The following is a 19595-nucleotide window of genomic DNA, read 5'->3' as shown; positions in this document are numbered from 1 at the left end:
CCGGCGTCCGAGGACGGGTGCACCGGCGAGGCGCGTCGGGAAACCGGCCAGGGAGCACCACCTGCCCGTCCGGGCTTGGGGATACAGACCCGGTGCATGCTGCGGCACGGCCGGGGCACGCGTGCTGGGACCGGGCGCGGTGTCCGCTCGTCCGGCGTTCGGGGGAATCGCAGGGGGCGCGTGCCCCTGCGGCAGGCGCGTGCGTGATGATCCAGGGGCCCGAAGCCGCTTTCGTTCGACACGCCCAGAGGACCCCATGCGCACCTATCCCCTCACCCTGGCCGCCGCCCTCGCCGCGACGGTCCTGCTGACCGGCTGCAGCGACGACAAGGCCGGTGGCGACGACGTCAAGAACGCTGACCGGCCGAGCGACTCGGCCTGCGCGATCGGCGACATGGGCGTGGAGGTCGGCGCCGGCGCCGCCCCGGCCGCCGGCGACACCGGCACCGTCACCGTCACGCTCACCAACAAGGGCGCACAGTGCACGCTGAAGGGCTTCCCCGGCGTGGACCTGCAGTTCGAGGACGGCACGACGTCCATCTCCCCGGACGAGGGCGCGAAGGCCCAGTCGCTGACCCTCGGGAAGGGCGGCACCACGTCCTTCACGATCACCTACGTCCGGGGCGAGGCGGGCTCCGCGAAGAGCCTCGACGTGCACAAGGCGTCCTTCACCCTGCCCGGCGACACCAACACGGCGCACGAGCTGGAGTGGACGTACGGCGAGGTCGCCCGGACGGATGGAACGGAGGCCTCGGTGAGCGGCTTCGAGACCTCGGGCGACTGACCGGGGATCGGCGCGGAGGAGATCAGCGCAACGGCGGCCGGTGCCGGACCTGGGCCCGGTCCGCCGCCTGCGCGCCCTCCGTCCAGCCCGCCGCGTCGCTCACCCCGCGCAGCCGGGTCGTGGTCGTCTGCGGGAACATCCGGTCCAGCCGCCCGGTGACCGCCACCTCGCGGGAGGCGAGGACCGGGAGCAGGTCGTCGGTCACCTGGGTCTCCGCGGCCGCTGTCAGGCGGGTGCCGATGCGGTGGGCGTAGGCCGCGAGGAAGGACTGCCGGAACGTCTTGGTGCGCTTGCGGCCACCCGCCCGTTGCACGGCCTCCGCCTTGGTCATCGCGGATGTGGCCTGCACGAGGAGTGAGGTGTAGAGGAGTTCGACCGCCTCCAGGTCGGTTTCGAAGCCGACGACGGTCGAGAAGCCGAGGGGTTCGTTCCACACCGCCCGGCAGTGGTTGGCACCGGCGACGGCGTCCAGCAGCACCGCCTTGGCCTGCTCGTACGGCGGCTCGACGCCGATCCGGCAGGCCCCGGGCGTGTCCGGCGAGGGGGCCCGCGCCGCGAGCAGCGCCTCGTCGACACTGTGGCGGGCCATCAGCTCCTGCGCCTTGGCGCTGAGCGCCTCGGCCTCCTCCGGGAAGCCGGTCGCCTCCGCCTTGGCGAGCAGGGCGCGGATGCGGGTGAGCATCCGGGACTCGGTGCGCGCCTCCCCCGGCGCCTCGTCGAGCGCCTCCAGCGTCGGCAGCCGCAGCAGCAGGCGGTACAGCTCCAGCACGGCCGTGGCGTGCGAGAAGCGGTCGGTGCGGGGCGGGGCGTCGGCGGGCAGGTCCGCGAGCTGCGTGTTCCAGCGGCGGCCCCGGGGCCCGTCGACGGGTGCCTGTGCGCGGATCAGCGCGGCGGCGAGGAGCACGTGCACGTCGTCCAGCTCGCGCCGGACGATCCGTACGACGTCGGCCGGCTGCCAGCCGCGCCGCCAGGCCGCCGCCACGAACTCCTGTCCACGCAGGGCGAGTTCGGCGTCCGCCGCGGGGTCGGAGGCGAGCAGGGACGCGCCGGTGTCGAGGGCCGTCTCGCCGGTCGCGTAGAGGGCCGCCGCGAAGGCGCGGTCGACGGTGCTGGACGTACTCACGGGCCGATGGTGCCACGCCGTCGCGGAGGGGCCGGAACCGCGGACAGGTGTCAACCCGAGGTTGACAGTCAGAGGGGTGCAACCTACGGTTGACACATGACGAACCCCGACACCACGTCATCCATCCGTCTCGACGACCTCATCGCGGCCATCAAGAAGGTGCACGAGGAGCCGCTGGACCAGCTCCAGGACGCGGTGATCGCCGCGGACCACCTGGGCGACGTGGCCGACCATCTGATCGGCCACTTCGTCGACCAGGCCCGGCGGTCCGGCGCGTCCTGGACCGACATCGGCAAGAGCATGGGCGTCACCCGGCAGGCCGCCCAGAAGCGGTTCGTGCCGAAGGAGTCGGCCGACCTCGACCCCAGCCAGGGCTTCAGCCGCTACACGGTGCGGGCGCGGAACGTGGTCATGACCGCCCACAACGAGTCCAAGGCCGCGCGCAACGCCGAGGGCGTGCCCGAGCACCTCGTCCTCGGACTGCTGGCCGAGCCCGAGGGCCTCGCCGCGAAGGCGATCGTCGAGCAGGGCGTCTCCCTCGACGCGGTCCGCGAGGCGGCGACGGCGGCTCTCCCGCCCGCCGTCGACGAGGTCCCGGAGCTGGTGCCGTACGGCCAGGCCGCCAAGAAGGTCCTGGAGCTCACCTTCCGCGAGGCCCTGCGCCTGGGCCACAACTACATCGGCACCGAACACATCCTGCTCGCCCTGCTGGAGCACGAGAACGGCGAGGGCGTCCTCAGCGGCCTCGGCGTCGACAAGGAGCGGACCGAGCGGTACGTCGCGGCGGTGCTGGAGAAGATCGTGCAGGCGCAGAGGCAGGTGCTGGACGAGTCCTGACGGGGCCTGCGCCGGCAGGGCGTTGTCAGACCCCCCTGGCACACTCGCAGCATGGCCGACCGGTGGGCGCTCGCTCCGGCCGAGGACGGCGGCGCGGACATCGCCCCCCTCGGTCCGGACGGGCTGCCCTCCGGCCCGGTGCGGCGGGAGGCGGATCCCGCCGAGGCCGTCCGGAGCCGTCCCGGCGTCTCACGCTGGGTCTGGCGGTCCACCGCCGAGGTCTACCCGCGCCTGCTCGCCGCGGGGGTGCGAGTCGAGCGGTGCTACGACATAGAGGCCGCCGAGACCCTCCTCCTCGGCCACGAGGGGCGGTACGGGGAGCCACGCTCGGCCGCGGCCGCCCTGGCCCGGCTGCGCGGCGGCCCCGTACCACCCGATCCGCCGCAGCGGTCGGCCGAGCCGGGCTCCCAGTCCTCCCTGTTCGAACCCCAGGGCGTCCACCTGCCCCTGCCGGACCTCCTCGCCGTCTACGCCGAGCAGCAGCGGCGGCACGAGAGCGCCGAGCACCCCGACCGCATGCGGCTGCTGACGGCCGCCGAGTCGGCGGGCACGCTGGTGGCCGCCGAGATGAACCGCGCCGGGCTGCCCTGGAGCGCCGAGGTGCACCGCGCGCTGCTGCACGACCTGCTGGGCGAGCGGTACGCGGGCGGCGGCGAGCCACGCCGGCTGGCCGAGCTGGCCGACGAGGTGTCCGCCGCGTTCGGCAGACGGGTCCGGCCCGACCTGCCCGCCGACGTGGTCAAGGCTTTCTCCCAGGCCGGTGTCAAGGTCTCCTCGACCCGCCGCTGGGAACTCGAGTCGGTCGACCACCCTGCCGTGAAGCCCCTCATCGAGTACAAGAAGCTGTACCGCATCTGGGTGGCCCACGGCTGGTCCTGGCTCCAGGACTGGGTCCGCGAGGGCCGCTTCCGGCCCGAGTTCCTCGCGGGCGGCACGGTCACCGGGCGCTGGGTCACCAACGGCGGGGGCGGACTCCAGATCCCCAAGGTGATCCGGCGGGCGGTGGTAGCCGACCCCGGCTGGCGGCTCGTCGTCGCCGACGCCGACCAGATGGAACCGCGCGTCCTCGCGGCGATCTCTCGCGACCCGGGCCTGATGGAGGTGGCCGGCCGGGAGAGCGACCTGTACCAGTCCGTCTCCGACCGCGCCTTCTCCGGTGACCGCGCCCAGGCCAAACTCGCCGTGCTCGGCGCGGTCTACGGCCAGACCTCCGGCGACGGCCTGAAGAACCTCGCCGCGCTCAGACGCCGCTTCCCCACAGCGGTGGCCTACGTCGACGACGCGGCCCGGGCCGGTGAGGAGGGCCGGCTCGTGCGGACGTGGCTCGGCCGGACCTGCCCGCCCGCGGCCCGGGGGACGGACGACGCGACCGAGGAAGCCGGCATCCCCTCCGCCTCCGTCGCCCCCGAGGACGGCGACCAGCCCGGCACCGGCGCCCCGTGGGTGCCGGGCTACGCCTCCACCAACGCCCGTGCCCGCGGTCGCTTCGCCCGCAACTTCGTCGTCCAGGGCAGCGCCGCCGACTGGGCGCTGCTGCTGCTCGCCGCGCTGCGCAAGAGCTGCGCGGAGCTGGCGGCCGAGCTGGTCTTCTTCCAGCACGACGAGGTGATCGTGCACTGCCCCGAGGAGGAGACGGAGGCGGTCGTCGCGGCGATCCGCGAGGCGGCGGCCCTGGCCGGGCGGCTGACCTTCGGTGAGACGCCGGTCAGGTTCCCGTTCACCACGGCGGTGGTCGAGTGCTACGCGGACGCCAAGTGATCAGGCGAGTGATCAGGCGAGTGATCAGGCGGGGGACGCCAGCAGCTCACGCAGTTCGGTGACCACCGCCCGTTCGTCCGTCCCCTCCAGCGCCGCGAGAGCCGAGCACCACTCCTCGCGAGCCCGGCCGAGGTGCCCGCGCTCGCGCAGCAGCAGACCGTGCTGGTGGCGGGCGAGCGCGCCGGTGTAGTGGTCGGCGCGGGCGTCGGCCCGGCCGAGCAGCTCGGCGCACTCGCGGGCGGCCCTGCGGCCGAGGCCCAGCAGCCGCAGCGCGCGCACCAGGCCGAGCCGGGTGCGGGACTCGCCGTGCCAGTCGCCGTGGCCGCCGAGGATGCGCAGGCTCTCCTCGAAGTGCGGGAGCGCGGCGGCCGGTTCACCGAGCCGCAGATGCGCGTACCCGATGTTGCAGTGCGCGGAGTGCCGCACGATGACGGCGCCGATCTCGTTCCCGAGGGCGAGCGAACGCCGGTGCCGCTCGATCGCGGCCCGCGGATCGGTGTGCTCGATGAGGTTGCCGAGGTGGCTGTGGGTGACGGCCTCGCCGTACGGGTCGTTCAGCCGGCGTGCGTACTCCAGGCTCCGTGCCAGCGCCTCGCCCGCCTCGGTGGCCCGGCCGAGCCCGTCCAGCAGCAGGCCGCGGTTGTTGAGACAGCGGCGGATCCAGGAGGGGTGGTCCAGCCGGCGCCAGATGGCGAGCGCGAGGTCGTTGAGGGCGAGGGCCTCGTTCTGCCGGCCGGTGAGGAAGTGCAGCCCGGCGAGGTCGACCAGCGCGTACGCCTCCGCCGCCGCGTCACCGAGCCGCCGCGCCACCCGGAGGCCGGCCCGCCCGAGCACCTCCATCTCGGCGACGCGGCCTCGTCTATGCGCGTAGGGGACGATCAGCCGGACGAGCGTGCAGACCAGGCCCGCCCGCCGCGCGGAGGGGTCGTCCGCGTACCGCTGGACCAGGGTGACGACGTTCTCCAGCTCCCTGTCGCCCCAGGCGAAGGCCTCCTCGGGGCCGGCGAAGGGGGCGACGGTGCCGAGGTGGGCCGCGTGGCCGCTCGGCCGGCTCGCGGTGGGGCGACGGCGGTCGTCCTGGTCGGGGCCGGGCTCGACGATGGCGACGAGGACGCGCTCGGCGACGGCGGCGTACCAGTGCAGTGCCGTGTCGACGATGTCGCCGGCGTCCGGCTCTCCGGCCAGTTCACGGGCGAAGTCGCGCACCAGGCCGTGCGGTGCCCAGTGGCCGTACGTGGTCTCCTCCAGCAGGGCCACGTCGAGGAGGCGGTCCAGGGCGGCCTCGGTGCGGGGTTCGCCGATACCGGTGAGGCGGGCGAGCAGAGGGGCGCCGTACGCGGGCAGGTCGAGCGAGCCGATGCGGCGCAGGGTGCGGGCCGCGTCCCGGTCGGCCTCGCGCCCGGAGGCGGCGAGCGCGTCGTAGGCGACGGCCAGGGAGCGCCGAACGCTCAGGTCGTCGTAGTCCAGATGGTGCAACCGTCCGTCAGCGGCGGCCAGTTGTCCGGCGAGGACGTCGGGGGTCAGGGCCCGGCGGGCGGCGAGTCGCGCGGCGACGACGCGCAGGGCCAGCGGGAGACGGCCGGTGAGCTGGACGAGGAGGCGGGCGGCGTCCGTGCCGTCCAGGCCGTCGCGGCCGGAGGCGGCGCGCAGAAGCTCGGCGCTTTCCTCGTCCGACAGCGGGGCGAGTGGGAACCGGGCCGCGCCGTCGAGGGCGGTCAGCGGCGACCGGCTGGTGACGATCACCGCGCATCCGGTGCCACCCGGCAGCAGCGGCCGTACCTGTGCGGCGCTCGCGGCGTCGTCCAGCACCAGGAGCGTCCGGGTCGGCGCGAGCAGCGAGCGCAGCAACGCGGAGGCCGCGTCCACGTGTTCCGGGATGCGGCAGGGTTCGGTGCCGAGGTCACGCAGCAGGGCGGTGAGCGCCTGACCGGGGGTGAGGGGGGTCATGCCCGGGGTGGCGCCGTGCAGGTCGAGGTGGAGCTGCCCATCGGGGAAACGTTTCGCCAACTGATGGGCGACATGCAGCGCGAGCGCGCTCTTGCCGACACCGGCCATACCGCTGATGACGACGGTGGGGTGCGGATCGGGTGCCGTGAGAACACGGCACAGGCAATCGCGCACGGCGGTGCGTCCGACGAAGTGGAGCGGTGGCGGAGGCAGTTGGGCGGGCGAGGGTCCCGGTTCACGGGGCTGCGCCGAACCACCCTCCCCCACAGCTCCCCGCAGCACTTCCACATGCGCCTCCCGCACCCCCGGCCCCGGCTCGATGCCGAGTTGGCCGACGAGGCGGGTGCGCAGGTCGCGGTGGACGGCCAGGGCCTCGGCCTGCCGGCCGGTGCGGTACAGGGCCAGCATCAGATGCCGGTGGAACACCTCCCGAAGCGGATACTCGCCGGTCAACGCGGCAAGCTCCGGCACCAGCTCGTGCACCCGCGGGCCGCCCAGTGCCAGCTCGGCGTCGTAGCGCCACTCCAGAATCAGCAGCCGGGCCTCGCACAACCGCTGCGCGAAGGCGTACCCGCCCACCTCGGACGGCAGTCCGGCCAGCGGCGCGCCACGCCACAGGGCGAGCGCGGCCTCGCACTCGCGCACGACGCGCTCCCAGTCCCGGCCGGTGTGCGCGGCACGCGCCGCGGTGACGTGGGCGTCGAAGACGTGGACGTCTAGCTCACCCTCGTCGAGCCGCAGCACATACCCGGACGGCACGGTGCGCAGCCGCTCGGGATCGTCGAGCAGCCGCCGCACCCGGGCGATGTGATTGTGCAGCGAGGCCTGGGCGGAAACGGGCGGTGCCCCGCCCCACAGGGCGTCCTTGAGCGAATCGACGGAGACGACCCGCCCGGCGTCGAGGAGCAACGCGGCCAGCAGGACACGGGACTTGGGGCTCGCGACGACCCGGGCTTCACCCCGGCCGCCGCCCCGGTCGTCGGAGAACAGCGCCGGCGGCCCCAGCAGCCCGAACCGCATACCCCCGTGCCCCCCGCCTTGACGCGTTTCCACCCCTGGGCGTCGGATTCCCGCCACCTCGACCTTCGTCGGCTCCACCGGGATCGGCCGCCGTCCCGGCCCTCCCGGACCTCGGTTCGGCGACTTCAGGCCAATCGGCGGACGACCCAACGGCGAACCGTTGGCCACATGTTAGCGATCGGTTGGCAAAGCCTGATGTGATCACTCCATCGGATCTGGCCCGGCGGTACGCGCGTCTGGACGCGCAACTCGGGGGAGTGTCGCCGCCGCGGCCGGGTCCGGGTCCCGGTCGGCGGAGGTGAACGGCCGGGGCCTCTCCTTCTCCCCGGCACGTCAGATGACGGGCGGCCGCCCCAGCCGGGTGAGCCGCCACACCGTCCGCCACCGCATGGGCCGCCGCTCCCCCGCCGGCTCCCGTACGCCTTCCACGAATCCGCCGCACCACGCGCGCAGCCCGGCGCCCGACCGGTTCCGGGCCAGGGTGAGCAGCACCCACACGCCCAGATGGACCGGGACGAGCAGGAGCGGAAGCCGGCGACGGGCCAGCCAGACCCGGTTGCGGGCGTTCACCCGGTAGTAGATGGCGTGCCGGGCGGGCGAGGTCTTCGGATGCCGCAGCAGCAGCTCCGGCGCGTACAGGATCCGCCACCCGGCATCCACCGCGCGCCACGCGAGGTCGGTCTCCTCGTGCGCGAAGAAGAACTCGGCGGGCCAGTCGCCGATCTCGTCGAGCATCGCCATGCGCAGCGCGTGCCCACCGCCGAGGAAGCCGGTGACGTAACCGCCCCGGCCGGGCTCCGCGTTGCCGATCCGCGGCACGTGCCGCTGCTGCGTCTCACCGAGCTCGTCGACGATACGGAAGCCGACGATGCCGAGCCGCTCGTCGGCGGCGTACAGGTCGCGCACCCGGCGCAGCACATCGGGGTCGACGAGCAGACCGTCGTCGTCCAGGTCCACCACGACGTCGATGTCGCCGAACTCGCGCAGCCGCGCCAGGGCCGCGTTGCGGCCGCCGGGACAGCCGACGTTCTCGTCGAGCTCGACGGCGGTGACCTCGCCGGGCAGCGACAGCCGCCGGGCGAAGTCGGGCAGCGGGCAGCCGTTGCCGACGATGACGATCCGCTCGGGCGGCACGTCCTGCTTGGCCACGGACTCCAGCAGGGCGTCGACCTCTTCGGGCCGGTTGCCCATCGTCACCACGGCGACGGCGATCCTGGGCGCCCCCATGTCCTCACCTCATCCGGTCGGCAACTGACGGGTCGACGGGCGATGCTAGCCGTTCACGGCAGGGACGACTCGCGTACGCCTGCCCGACGGCGGTTCGCCTGCGCCGATCAGCGCAGGCGGCACCCGACCGGAGCGGGCACGGGATGTCGGGTGCGGCGGGACCCGCGCTGCCTAGCGTGAGGGCACGAAAAGGAAGGAGACCGGACGTGCTGGACCGGCTCAACCAGGCGATGGACCGGATCGAACGGAACCTCGACCGAACCGTCGACGCAGCGGACCTGGCGCGCACGGCGTACACCTCGGAGTACCACCTGCGCCGCATGTTCTCCGCCCTGGCAGGCATGCCCCTGTCGGAGTACATCCGCCGCCGTCGGCTGACGGTCGCGGGCGCGGAGGTGCTGTCGGGGGACGCGACACTGCTGGAGATCGCGGTCCGCTACGGCTACGGCTCGGGCGAGGCGTTCGCGCGGGCGTTCCGCGCGATGCACGGCGTGGGCCCGGGCGAGGCCCGGCGCACCGGCGCCGCGCTCGTCTCCCAGCCCCGGTTGACCTTCCGCCTCACCGTCGAAGGGAGCAGCAGCATGCATTACCGCGTCATCGACCGCCCGGGCTTCACCGTCACGGGCTTCAAGGCCCGGGTCCCGCTCATCCACTCCGGCCCGAACCAGGCGATCATCGACTTCGTCCGCGGCCTCGACAAGCCGGCTGTGGAACACCTGGGGAAACTGTCCGACCAGGAGCCGCGGGGCATCGTCGCGGTCTGCGACGACCTGGACCCGAGCCGTGCGGAGGGCACGGAACTCGACTACTACCAGGCCGTGATCACCTCGGACCCCGCCCCGGCCCCGGCACCCGAGGGCACCACCACGCTCCCGGTCCCGCCGGGCACCTGGGCGGTCTTCACCACGTCGGGCCCGGCCCCCGAGGCCATCCAGGAACTCTGGCGCGACGTGTTCACCGAGTGGTTCCCGTCCAACCCCTATCGCACCCGCCCCGGCCCGGAAATCCTCCGCACCCGCCTGTCCGACGACGGCACGCAGGCCGACGCCGAGCTGTGGCTTCCTGTGGAGCGGGAAAGCACCCGCTGAACCACGCGAAAACCCCAGGCTGGATTGCGTCCGGCCTGGGGTTTCAGTGGAGCCGCCTTCGGGATTCGAACCCGAGACCTACGCATTACGAGTGCGTTGCTCTGGCCATCTGAGCTAAGGCGGCGCGCTGTCCGCACCATGGTGCGATCAGCAACGACGGTAAGTCTACACAGTTTCCGAGGGTGCTCCGCACCAGCCCAGGAGGCGGGCCTTCCGGGGCTGGGATCAGGGCTATGAGCAGCGCTTTCCGTCCGTGGGCGGGGTGCCGCGCAGGAGGTAGGCGTTGATCGTCCGGTCGATGCAGGAGCTGCCGCGGCCGTAGGCCGTGTGGCCGTCGCCCTCGTAGGTGAGCAGGCGCCCCGAGGAGAGCTGACCGGCCAGGGCCCGCGCCCAGCGGTACGGGGTCGCGGGGTCCCGGGTCGTGCCGACCACGACGATGGGCGCCGCGCCCTTCGCCTCGATGCGGTGCGGCTCGCCCGTGGCGTGCACCGGCCAGTACGCACAGTTCAGGGCGGACCACGCCAGGCCCTCACCGAAGACCGGCGACGCCTTCTCGAACTCGGGCAGTGCCCTGCGCACCTCCTCGGGGGTGGCGAAGGAGGGTGGCAGGTCCAGGCAGTTCACCGCCGCGTTGGCGAACATCAGGTTGCTGTAGGCGCCGTCGGCGTCCCGCTCGTAGTAGCCGTCGGACAGGGCGAGGAGTCCGGAGCCGTCGTTCTCCTTCATCGCGGTCGTCAGCGCCTCGCGCAGCTGCTCCCACGAGCCCTCGTCGTACATGGCCGCGATCACGCCGGTCGTGGCGAGCGACTCGGTGAGCTTGCGGCCGCCGGCGGCGCCGGCGGCGGCGGGGCGGGCGTCCAGCTTGTCGAAGAACGCCTTGAGGTTCTTGCCCACTTGCTCGGGCGAGGAGCCCTTGCCGCCCAGCGGGCAGTCCGTCTGCCGCACGCAGTCCTTCGCGAACGACCGGAACGCCGTCTCGAACCCCGCCGTCTGTTCGAGGTTCAGCCGCCGGGCCGGCAGCGACGGGTCCATCGCGCCGTCCAGCACCAGCCGGCCCGCCCGGTCCGGGAAGAGCCCGGCGTACGTCGCCCCCAGGAAGGTGCCGTACGAGGCGCCGACGAAGTTCAGCTTCTTGTCGCCGAGCGCCGCCCGCACGATGTCCATGTCCCGGGCCGCCTCCACGGTGGACACATGGCGCAGCAGCCGGGGGGCGTCCGCGCCGCAGCCCTCGGCGAACGTCCGGTACGCCGTGACCAGCCCGTCCGCCTCCTTCCCGTCGTCGGGTGTGGTGTCCGTCTGCGTGTACGTGTCCATGGCCGGCCCGTCCAGGCACTCGACGGGCTCGCTGCGGGCCACGCCGCGCGGGTCCACCGCCACCATGTCGTAGCGGGCACGCACCTCGGCCGGGTAGCCGATGCCCGCGTACGCCTGCACGTAGCCGATCGCCGAGCCGCCCGGCCCGCCGGGGTTCACGAGCAGCGAGCCCAGCCGCTTGCCCGGGCCGGTGGCCTTCTTGCGGGTGACGGCGAGACGGATGTCGCCGGAGGACGGCTTGGCGTAGTCCAGCGGCGCCTTGAGGGTGGCGCACTCGAAGCCCGGGACGCCGCAGCCGCGCCAGGCCGGCTTCTGCCCGTAGTACGACGAGAGCGCCGCGGGGGTGGCCTTCGGCAGCGCGACCAGCGCCGCCTCCGCCGCCGCGGAGGCGGAGGACGTCGTCGCGCTCCCGGAGGAGCACGCGGAGACGAGCAGCGCGGCCGTGGCGAGGAGACCGGCGGCGGTCTTGGCCCGGTTTCGTGTCCTGCGGTGGACACCGCCGGAGTCGGAGGCGGAGCGGGGGATGCGCCGTGTGTACATCCAGCGAGCGTAACTCTGGGCGACGGATTGAGTGCCCTGCGTGCACGCCGTGCCTCGTACGAGTGACGGCGTCAACCCGGTGTGCGGCTCGTGCGGCGGCCGGCGCTCTCGCCCTGCCGGCCCCTCAGCCCGCTCTGAGCGCCATCGTCATCGCCTCCACCGCGAGCAGCGGCGCCACATTGCGGTCGAGGGCGTCGCGGCAGGCGGCGATCGCCTCGATGCGGCGGAGGGTGGACTCCGGGGAACCGGAGCGGGCGAGACGCTCCAGGGCGTCCTCGGCATCGGCGTTGGCGATGGCCACGCGCGAGCCGAGCTGGAGGGCGAGGACGTCGCGGTAGAAGGCCGTGAGATCGGTCAGGGCCAGGTCGAGGCTGTCACGCTGCGTGCGCGTTCTGCGGCGCTTCTGCTTGTCCTCCAAGTCCTTCATCACGCCCGCGGTGCCGCGGGGCATGCGCCCGCCCTGGACAGCGCCGAGTGCGGCCTTCAGCTCGTCTGTCTCCTTGGAGTCCGTCTCCTCCGCGAGCTGCTTGGCGTCCTCGGCGGCCGCGTCGACGAGCTCCTGGGCGGCCTTGAGCGCACCGCCGACGTCCTCGACGCGCAGCGGCAGCCTGAGCACGGCGGCTCGGCGCTCCCGCGCGGCCGGGTCGGTGGCCAGGCGACGCGCCCGGTCGACATGGCCCTGGGTCGCGCGGGCCGCCGCCGCGGCGACGTCCGGCTCGATGCCCTCGCGGCGGACGAGCATGTCGGCGACGGCGTCGACCCTGGGCGTGCTCAGGTTCAGGTGGCGGCACCGGGAGCGGATGGTCGGCAGGACGTCCTCGATGGAGGGGGCGCACAGCAGCCAGACCGTGCGCGGAGCGGGCTCCTCGACGGCCTTGAGGACGGCGTTGGCCGACTTCTCGTTCAGCCGCTCGGCGTCCTCGACGAGGATGATCTGCCAGCGGCCGGTCGCCGGCGAGGTGAACGACTTGCGGACGGTGTCGCGCATGTCGTCGGCGAGGATCTGCGTGCCGACGGCGGCGACGGTGGTGACGTCGGCGTGCGTGCCGATCAGCGCCGTGTGGCAGCCGTCGCAGAAGCCGCAGCCCGGGGAGCCGCCGAGGGCGCGGTCCGGGCTGACGCACTGGAGCGCCGCCGCGAACGCCCGCGCCGCCTGGTTGCGCCCGGCCCCCGGAGGGCCCGTGAACAGCCACGCGTGCGTCATCTTCGACGCCTCGGGCGGCGGGGTGCCGGTGGTGGCCGCGGTGACCAGGGCGTCGGCGTCCCGAGCGGCGGCGGCCAGCTGCTCGCTCACCCTCTCCTGCCCGACGAGGTCGTCCCACACGGTCATGGGTCACGCCGCCCTTCCGTCACGTACTGCGTTTGCGAGATCCATTGTGGGGGCGACCGGTGACAACGCCTGCCGCCCCCGCCCGGCCCCGCGGTGGCGGAGTCCGGGCTCCCGCGTCCGTCCGCCGGAGGCGTCAGCGCCCCCGGCCGCCCCTGCCCCGGCGTCCGCGCCCCTCGTCCGGCGCGTCGTCGTGCGGTCCGAGCAGCTCGTCCGCCAGCGAGGGCAGGTCGTCCAGCGGCGTCTCCTCGGCCCAGTCGGACCGGCGGCGGCGCGGCGTCCCGTCGGCGTCGACCTGGGGCATCTCCCGCGTCCGGTCCTCGGTGCCGTCGGGGCGGGCGGCCGGGGCGTCCTCGCGGAAGTACCCGGGCGGTACCCGATCCGCCGGTTCGTCCCCGCGCACCGGCGGGAGTACGGCCGTCTCCTCGGCGTCGCCCGGCCGGACCGGGGGCAGCACCGCCGTCTCCTCGGCGTCCGGGCGGACCGGGGGCAGCACCGCCGTCTCGTCGGCCGCACCGGCGTCCCGGTCGCGCACCTGCGGCAGCACCTCGGTCTGGTCACCGGCCGGCGGAACCGGCGGCTTCGGCAGCTCGGCGGTCACCTCCGCCTCGGATTCACCGGAGGTCCGGTCGGCACCACGCTCTGCGTCCCGCACCGGGCGCAGCACCGTCGTGTCGTCACCCGTGCCACCGGGGGCCACCACGGGCGTCGGCACGGTCGCCGCGTCCTGAGCCGGGGCCGCGGAACCCGCGGCGCGCTTCGGGGCAGAGCTCTTGGGGCCGACCTCGGCCGCGGCGGCCGCCGCCTCCGCGAGCCGCCGTGCCTCCTCGGCCCGCAGCAGAGCCTGCTCGGCCTTGCGCTGCTTCTCCAGGCGGAGCGCCTCGGCCTCGGCACGCAGGCGCGCCTCCTCCTCGGCCTGCTTGCGGCGACGCTCCTCCTCGGCCTTGCGGCGGGCCTCCTCCTCGGCGCGGGCCTTCTCCTCCGCGAGGAGCCGGGCGCGCTCCTCCTCGGCCTTCCGGCGCGCTTCCTCGGCGCGGCGCCGGGCCTCCTCCGCCTGCCGTTCGGCTTCGCGGCGCTGCGCCTCCTCCAGCTCGCGGCGCTTGCGCTCCTCCTCCTCGGCACGCAGCTTGGCGAGCTGCTCCTGGCGCTCGCGCTCCAGGCGCTCCTCCTCGGCCTTGCGGGCGGCCTCTTCCTCGGCCTTGCGGCGGGCTTCCTCCTCGGCCTTCCTGCGCGCCTCCTCGCGGGCCTCGATCTCGGCCTCGGACAGCGGCAGCACCTGGTCGAGCCGGTGCCGGATGACGGTCGTGACGGCTTCGGGCTCCTGGCCGGCGTCCACCACCAGGTACCGCCCGGCGTCGGCCGCGGCCAGGGTGAGGAATCCGGCCCGCACGCGCGCGTGGAACTCGGCGGGCTCCGACTCCAGCCGGTCCGGCGCCTCGGTGAACCGCTCGCGGGCGGTCTCCGGCGCGACGTCCAGCAGGACGGTCAGATGCGGCACCAGCCCGTTCGTCGCCCAGCGGTTGATGCGGGCGATCTCGGTCGGCGACAGGTCGCGGCCGGCGCCCTGGTAGGCGACGGACGAGTCGATGTACCGGTCGGAGATGACGACGGCGCCGCGCTCCAGGGCGGGCCGTACGACGGTGTCGATGTGCTCGGCCCGGTCGGCCGCGTACAGCAGGGCCTCCGCGCGGTGGGACAGGCCCGCGCTCGACACGTCCAGCAGGATCGACCGCAGCCGCTTGCCGACCGGCGTCGCCCCCGGCTCGCGTGTCAGCACGACCTCGTGGCCCTTGCCGCGGATCCACTCGGCGAGCGCCTCGGCCTGCGTGGACTTGCCGGCCCCGTCGCCGCCCTCCAGGGCGATGAAGAAGCCGGAAGCCGCGGTTCCGGGCTCCGGGTCGTCGCCGCCGAGCAGCGCGTCCTTCAGGTCCTGCCTCAGGGGCACGCCGGAACGGTCGTCGACCTTGGCCAGCACCAGCGCGGCGACCGGCAGCAGCAGGGCGCCGGCCAGCATCAGCATGAAGGCCGCGCCGCCGTGTGCGAAGACGAACTTGCCGCTCTCCAGCCGGTGCGGGCCGATCGCCGCCGCCACCAGCGGGGCGATCACCGCGCCGAGCGCCACGCAGACCCGGACGACCGCGTGCAGGTGCTCCGTCGTGCGGGGCCGCCGGTACTCCTCGGTCTCCTGGTCGAGCAGGGTGTGGCCGATGTTGGCGGACATGCCCGCGCCGACGCCGGCCAGCGCGAGGATCAGCAGCACGGTGGTGACGTCCGGGACCAGCCCGGCGGCCAGCAGGGCGACACCGGTGAAGGCGATCGTCAGCGCGAGCAGCCTGCGGCGGGACAGGGCGGGCATGAGGGCGGGCGCCGTGCGGATGCCGACGACGACACCGCCGGTCAGCGCGGCCACGAACAGGCCGTAGAGCACCGGGCCGCCGCCCAGGTCCTTGGCGTGCAGCACGGCGACGGCGACCGCGGCCGACACCGCCGCGGCGACGGCGGCGCAGGCCAGGACCAGCAGTGGCATGGCGCCGGTGCGGCCCTTGTCGGTGCCGGTGCCGGTCTTCGGGCGGCGCAGCCCCTCGAGCGGCGACCGCGCGCGCGGGGTGCGCGTGCCGGGCAGTTCCAGGAAGGTCAGCACGGACAGGGACGCGGCGAAGAGCCCGGCGGCCACGTAGGAGGCGAGGGCCGCCTGGTGCTGGCCGAACCAGTCGATGCCGGCGCCGAGAAGGTTGTTGAACAAGGACGCCACGACCAGCGCGACGGCCGCGAGGGGAATCGCCACGAAGCCGGTGCGCAGCGACAGGCGGCGCAGGGCGTCCATGTGGTCGGGCAGGGGCCGGACCGTCGCGCCCTCCGGCGGCGGGGCGGGCAGCAGCGCGGGGGCCGCGCTCTCGCGGCACACCGTCCAGAACCGCTCGGCGATCCCGGTCACGAAAGCCGTGACGAGAAGGACGGCCAGTGCGTCCTCGGGCGTCCAGTCGATCCACAGGGGCGCGACGATGAGCAGCGCCGCGCGCAGCCCGTCGGCGCCCACCATGGTCCAGCGGCGGTCGAGGGGACCGTCCTGCGAGGTGAGGGCGGTGAGCGGGCCGAGCAGAACGGCGCCGAACAGGAGCGTCGCGAGGATGCGCACCCCGAAAACGGTCGCCACTGCGAACGCCACGCCCCGGTAGCCACCCCCGAACGAGCCTTCGGCGACGGCCGCCTGGAGCGCGAGGACGACCAGCACGAGAAGGGCGAGGGTGTCCCCTACGCCCCCCACGAGCTGTGCGCTCCACAACCGCTTCAGCTGCGGACGGCGCAGCAGGGCGCGGACGGCACGCTCGCGGGAGTCCGCGACCAGGGCATCGTCGGGGGCGGGCTGAGGGGCCGTTGGGTGGTCGGCTCGCGTCATGCGTTCAGCCTATCGGGAGCCACCGTCACCCTGGAGGGCGCGGCCTGGCATGCGCACGCCCCGACACCGAAGTGTTGCCGGGGCGTTCGCTTTCCGAACCCTGGGCGAAGATCCGGGCGCGGTGGTCCGGATTCCGAACAGGGCTCGAACGGCCTCAGTCCTCCGTGGACTTGGCGGCCGTCGCCGTCTTGGCGGCCGTCTTCTTCACGGCGGTGGTCTTCTTCGCCGTCGTCTTCTTCGCGGTCGTGGTCTTCTTCGCCGCGGTCTTCTTGGCCGTGGTCGTCTTCTTCGCCGGCGCCTTCTTGGCCGCCTTCTTCGCGGTCTTCTTCGCCGGCCCCTTGGCGCGCTTCTCGGCGAGCAGCTCGAAACCGCGCTCAGGAGTGATCTCCTCGACACTGTCGCCGGAGCGCAGGGTCGCGTTGGTCTCCCCGTCGGTGACGTACGGGCCGAAGCGGCCGTCCTTGACCACGACCGGCTTCTCGCTCACCGGGTCGGTGCCCAGCTCCTTCAGCGGCGGCTTGGCGGCCGCCCGGCCACGCTGCTTGGGCTGGGCGTAGATCGCCAGCGCCTCCTCCAGCGTGATCGTGAAGAGCTGCTCCTCGGCCTGGAGCGAGCGCGAGTCGGTGCCCTTCTTCAGATACGGGCCGTAGCGGCCGTTCTGCGCGGTGATCTCCTGGCCCTCGGCGTCGACGCCGACGACACGCGGCAGCGACATCAGCTTGAGGGCCTCGTCGAGGGTCACCGTGTCGAGGGACATCGTCTTGAACAGGGACGCCGTGCGCGGCTTGACCGCGTTCTTGCCCGTCTTCGGGGTGCCCTCGGGGAGGACCTCCGTGACATACGGGCCGTAGCGGCCGTCCTTGGCGACGATCGTGTGGCCGGTGGCGGGGTCCGTGCCCAGCTCGTAGTCACCGCTCGGCTTGGCGAGCAGCTCCTCCGCGAGGTCGACGGTCAGCTCGTCCGGCGCGAGGTCCTCGGGGATGTCGGCGCGCTGGTGCTGCTCGGTGTCCTTCTCGCCGCGCTCGATGTAGGGCCCGTAGCGGCCGACCCGCAGCACGATGTCGTTGGCCACCGGGAACGACGACACCTCACGTGCGTCGATCGCGCCCAGGTCCGTCACCAGCTCCTTGAGGCCGCCGAGGTGGTCCCCGTCGCCGTTGCCGGCGTCGGCCGCGCCGCCGCTGACCGTGCCCTCACCGAAGTAGAACCGCTTCAGCCAGGGCACGGACTGCGCCTCACCGCGGGCGATGCGGTCGAGGTCGTCCTCCATCTTGGCGGTGAAGTCGTAGTCGACGAGCCGCCCGAAGTGCTTCTCCAGGAGGTTGACCACGGCGAAGGACAGGAAGGACGGCACCAGGGCCGTGCCCTTCTTGAAGACGTAGCCGCGGTCGAGGATCGTGCCGATGATCGACGCGTACGTCGACGGACGGCCGATCTCGCGCTCTTCGAGCTCCTTGACCAGGGACGCCTCGGTGTAGCGGGCCGGGGGCTTGGTGGCGTGCCCGTCGACCGTGATCTCCTCGGCGCTCAGGGCGTCACCCTCGGAGACCTGCGGCAGCCGGCGCTCGCGGTCGTCCAGCTCGGCGTTCGGGTCGTCGGCACCCTCGACGTAGGCCTTCAGGAAGCCGTGGAAGGTGATCGTCTTGCCGGACGCGCTGAACTCGACGTCCCGGCCGTCGGCCGCCGTGCCGCCGATCTTCACCGTGACGCTGTTGCCGGTGGCGTCCTTCATCTGGGAGGCGACGGTCCGCTTCCAGATCAGCTCGTACAGCTTGAACTGGTCACCGGTCAGTCCGGTCTCGGCGGGAGTGCGGAAACGATCACCCGAGGGGCGGATCGCCTCGTGCGCCTCCTGCGCGTTCTTGACCTTCCCGGCGTACGTCCTCGGCTGCGGCGGCAGGTAGTCGGCGCCGTACAGCTGCGTGACCTGGGCGCGGGCGGCGGAGACCGCCGTGTCGCTCAGGGTCGTGGAGTCCGTACGCATGTAGGTGATGTAGCCGTTCTCGTACAGCTTCTGCGCGACCTGCATCGTGGCCTTCGCGCCGAAGCCGAGCTTGCGGCTGGCCTCCTGCTGCAGCGTCGTCGTACGGAACGGGGCGTACGGCGAGCGGCGGTACGGCTTGGACTCGACGGAGCGGACGGCGAACCGCGTCTGCTCCAGCGCGGCGGCCAGGGCGCGGGCGTTCGCCTCGTCGAGGTGGAGGGTGTTCGCGCTCTTCGGTTGTCCCAGGGAGTCGAAGTCGCGGCCCTGCGCGACCCGCCTGCCGTCGACGGTCTGCAGGCGCGCGACCAGCGACGACGGGTCCGACGAGTCTCCGGCGCGGCCGGTCGCGAAGGTGCCCGTCAGGTCCCAGTACTCAGCCGAACGGAACGCGATGCGCTCGCGTTCCCGCTCCACGACGAGTCGTGTGGCCACCGACTGGACACGGCCCGCGGACAACCGCGGCATGACCTTCTTCCACAGGACCGGCGAGACCTCGTAGCCGTAGAGGCGGTCGAGGATGCGGCGGGTCTCCTGGGCGTCGACGAGCTTCTGGTTGAGCTCGCGCGGGTTGGCCACGGCGGCCTGGATCGCGGCCTTGGTGATCTCGTGGAAGACCATCCGCTTGACCGGGACCTTGGGCTTGAGCACCTCCTGGAGGTGCCAGGCGATGGCCTCGCCCTCGCGGTCCTCATCGGTGGCGAGGAAGAGTTCGTCCGACTCCTTCAGCAGGTCCTTGAGCTTCTTGACCTGCGCCTTCTTGTCGGCGTTGACCACATAGATCGGCTGGAAGTCATGTTCGACGTCCACACCGAGGCGGCGGACCTCGCCGGTGTACTTCTCGGGCACCTCGGCGGCGCCGTTGGGAAGGTCGCGGATGTGCCCGACGCTCGCCTCGACAATGTATCCGGGACCGAGATAGCCCTTGATCGTCTTCGCCTTGGCAGGCGACTCGACGATGACGAGTCGGCGGCCGCCCTTCGCGGTCTCGCTGGTCGGGGACAACTTCGCTCTTCTCTCCGGTCGACGCTGGGGCCTCCCCGGAGTCGCTTACCGGGGCTGGGGTACGTGGTGACGCTGCGGAGTGTGACGGTACATCCCGCCCCCGTGTCAAACGGGAAAAGCCCGCAACGGCCACTCGAACGGTAACCCGACTACCACCAATCCTGCCGCCCGGAGTGCCCGGAGCAGGCCGGGCCCTGTGCGGAGTGCGACCTCCCGGTCACCGGCGGACACGTCCGCGGTGGGAGCC

11 protein-coding genes and 1 tRNA gene are annotated in these 19595 nt (G+C 73.4%); 4 read left to right on the top strand and 8 right to left on the bottom strand.

Annotated features, from left to right (window positions below):
- The first annotated feature begins 256 nt into the window (after positions 1–256).
- On the top strand, positions 257–784 hold the full coding sequence (locus ACFY9E_RS15415; RefSeq protein ID WP_390983455.1) for a DUF4232 domain-containing protein: 528 nt from the start codon (positions 257–259) through the stop codon (positions 782–784).
- A gap of 22 nt (positions 785–806) precedes the next feature.
- On the opposite strand, the gene ACFY9E_RS15410 is transcribed toward ACFY9E_RS15415, so the two are convergent.
- Positions 807–1907 (bottom strand): DUF2786 domain-containing protein, encoded by a 1101-nt coding sequence (locus tag ACFY9E_RS15410; protein WP_390983452.1) that lies wholly within the window; start codon positions 1905–1907, stop codon positions 807–809.
- A 96-nt stretch (positions 1908–2003) separates the two neighbouring features.
- Between ACFY9E_RS15410 and ACFY9E_RS15405 the strand changes: the two genes are divergently transcribed.
- Both ACFY9E_RS15405 and ACFY9E_RS15400 read left to right on the top strand, forming a co-directional pair.
- Entirely contained in the window at positions 2004–2744 is a 741-nt protein-coding gene (locus tag ACFY9E_RS15405) for a Clp protease N-terminal domain-containing protein (protein WP_390983450.1), read from the top strand.
- A 51-nt stretch (positions 2745–2795) separates the two neighbouring features.
- Positions 2796–4502 carry a bifunctional 3'-5' exonuclease/DNA polymerase gene (locus ACFY9E_RS15400; RefSeq protein ID WP_390983447.1) on the top strand — a complete coding sequence of 569 codons (1707 nt, stop codon included), beginning with the start codon at positions 2796–2798 and terminating at the stop codon, positions 4500–4502.
- A 24-nt stretch (positions 4503–4526) separates the two neighbouring features.
- On the opposite strand, the gene ACFY9E_RS15395 is transcribed toward ACFY9E_RS15400, so the two are convergent.
- Together ACFY9E_RS15395 and ACFY9E_RS15390 are read right to left on the bottom strand one after the other, a co-directional pair.
- The gene (locus ACFY9E_RS15395; protein ID WP_390983445.1) at positions 4527–7469 is read right to left on the bottom strand and encodes a BTAD domain-containing putative transcriptional regulator; all 2943 of its coding nucleotides are present in this window, start codon (positions 7467–7469) and stop codon (positions 4527–4529) included.
- Between the two features lie 333 nt (positions 7470–7802).
- Entirely contained in the window at positions 7803–8696 is an 894-nt protein-coding gene (locus ACFY9E_RS15390; protein ID WP_390983442.1) for a glycosyltransferase, read from the bottom strand.
- Between the two features lie 206 nt (positions 8697–8902).
- Between ACFY9E_RS15390 and ACFY9E_RS15385 the strand changes: the two genes are divergently transcribed.
- Positions 8903–9784, top strand: a complete 882-nt coding sequence (locus tag ACFY9E_RS15385) for a helix-turn-helix domain-containing protein (RefSeq protein ID WP_390983439.1) — start codon at positions 8903–8905, stop codon at positions 9782–9784.
- Positions 9785–9831: 47 nt separating this feature from the next.
- Here the strand turns inward: ACFY9E_RS15385 and ACFY9E_RS15380 are convergent.
- From ACFY9E_RS15380 to topA, 5 genes are all read right to left on the bottom strand, one after another.
- Positions 9832–9908 (bottom strand) — tRNA-Thr (locus tag ACFY9E_RS15380).
- Positions 9909–10015: 107 nt separating this feature from the next.
- The gene (locus ACFY9E_RS15375; protein ID WP_390983436.1) at positions 10016–11638 is read right to left on the bottom strand and encodes an alpha/beta fold hydrolase; all 1623 of its coding nucleotides are present in this window, start codon (positions 11636–11638) and stop codon (positions 10016–10018) included.
- 124 nt (positions 11639–11762) lie between these two features.
- A complete protein-coding gene (locus tag ACFY9E_RS15370) occupies positions 11763–12968 on the bottom strand; it encodes a DNA polymerase III subunit delta' (protein ID WP_390983433.1) in 1206 nt (401 codons plus the stop codon).
- Between the two features lie 133 nt (positions 12969–13101).
- The gene (gene tmk / locus ACFY9E_RS15365; RefSeq protein WP_390983430.1) at positions 13102–16362 is read right to left on the bottom strand and encodes a dTMP kinase; all 3261 of its coding nucleotides are present in this window, start codon (positions 16360–16362) and stop codon (positions 13102–13104) included.
- Positions 16363–16516: 154 nt separating this feature from the next.
- Positions 16517–19348, bottom strand: coding sequence for a type I DNA topoisomerase (gene topA / locus ACFY9E_RS15360; protein WP_390983427.1), 2832 nt, complete (start codon positions 19346–19348; stop codon positions 16517–16519).
- Positions 19349–19595: the final 247 nt, after the last annotated feature.

It is taken from the genome of Streptomyces sp. NPDC012466, assembly GCF_042955215.1.
Classification (GTDB): Bacteria; Actinomycetota; Actinomycetes; order Streptomycetales; family Streptomycetaceae; genus Streptomyces.
Note: the sequence above shows the minus strand (reverse complement) of the source record. Positions and strands in the feature narration are given on the sequence as shown.

Coding starts and splice junctions, on each gene's coding strand:
- ACFY9E_RS15400 (WP_390983447.1), top strand. CDS start 2,796: ATGGCCGACCGGTGGGCGCTCGCTCCGGCCGAGGACGGCGGCGCGGAC.
- ACFY9E_RS15370 (WP_390983433.1), bottom strand. CDS start 12,968: ATGACCGTGTGGGACGACCTCGTCGGGCAGGAGAGGGTGAGCGAGCAG.
- ACFY9E_RS15415 (WP_390983455.1), top strand. CDS start 257: ATGCGCACCTATCCCCTCACCCTGGCCGCCGCCCTCGCCGCGACGGTC.
- ACFY9E_RS15405 (WP_390983450.1), top strand. CDS start 2,004: ATGACGAACCCCGACACCACGTCATCCATCCGTCTCGACGACCTCATC.
- tmk (WP_390983430.1), bottom strand. CDS start 16,362: ATGACGCGAGCCGACCACCCAACGGCCCCTCAGCCCGCCCCCGACGAT.
- ACFY9E_RS15395 (WP_390983445.1), bottom strand. CDS start 7,469: ATGCGGTTCGGGCTGCTGGGGCCGCCGGCGCTGTTCTCCGACGACCGG.
- ACFY9E_RS15375 (WP_390983436.1), bottom strand. CDS start 11,638: ATGTACACACGGCGCATCCCCCGCTCCGCCTCCGACTCCGGCGGTGTC.
- ACFY9E_RS15390 (WP_390983442.1), bottom strand. CDS start 8,696: ATGGGGGCGCCCAGGATCGCCGTCGCCGTGGTGACGATGGGCAACCGG.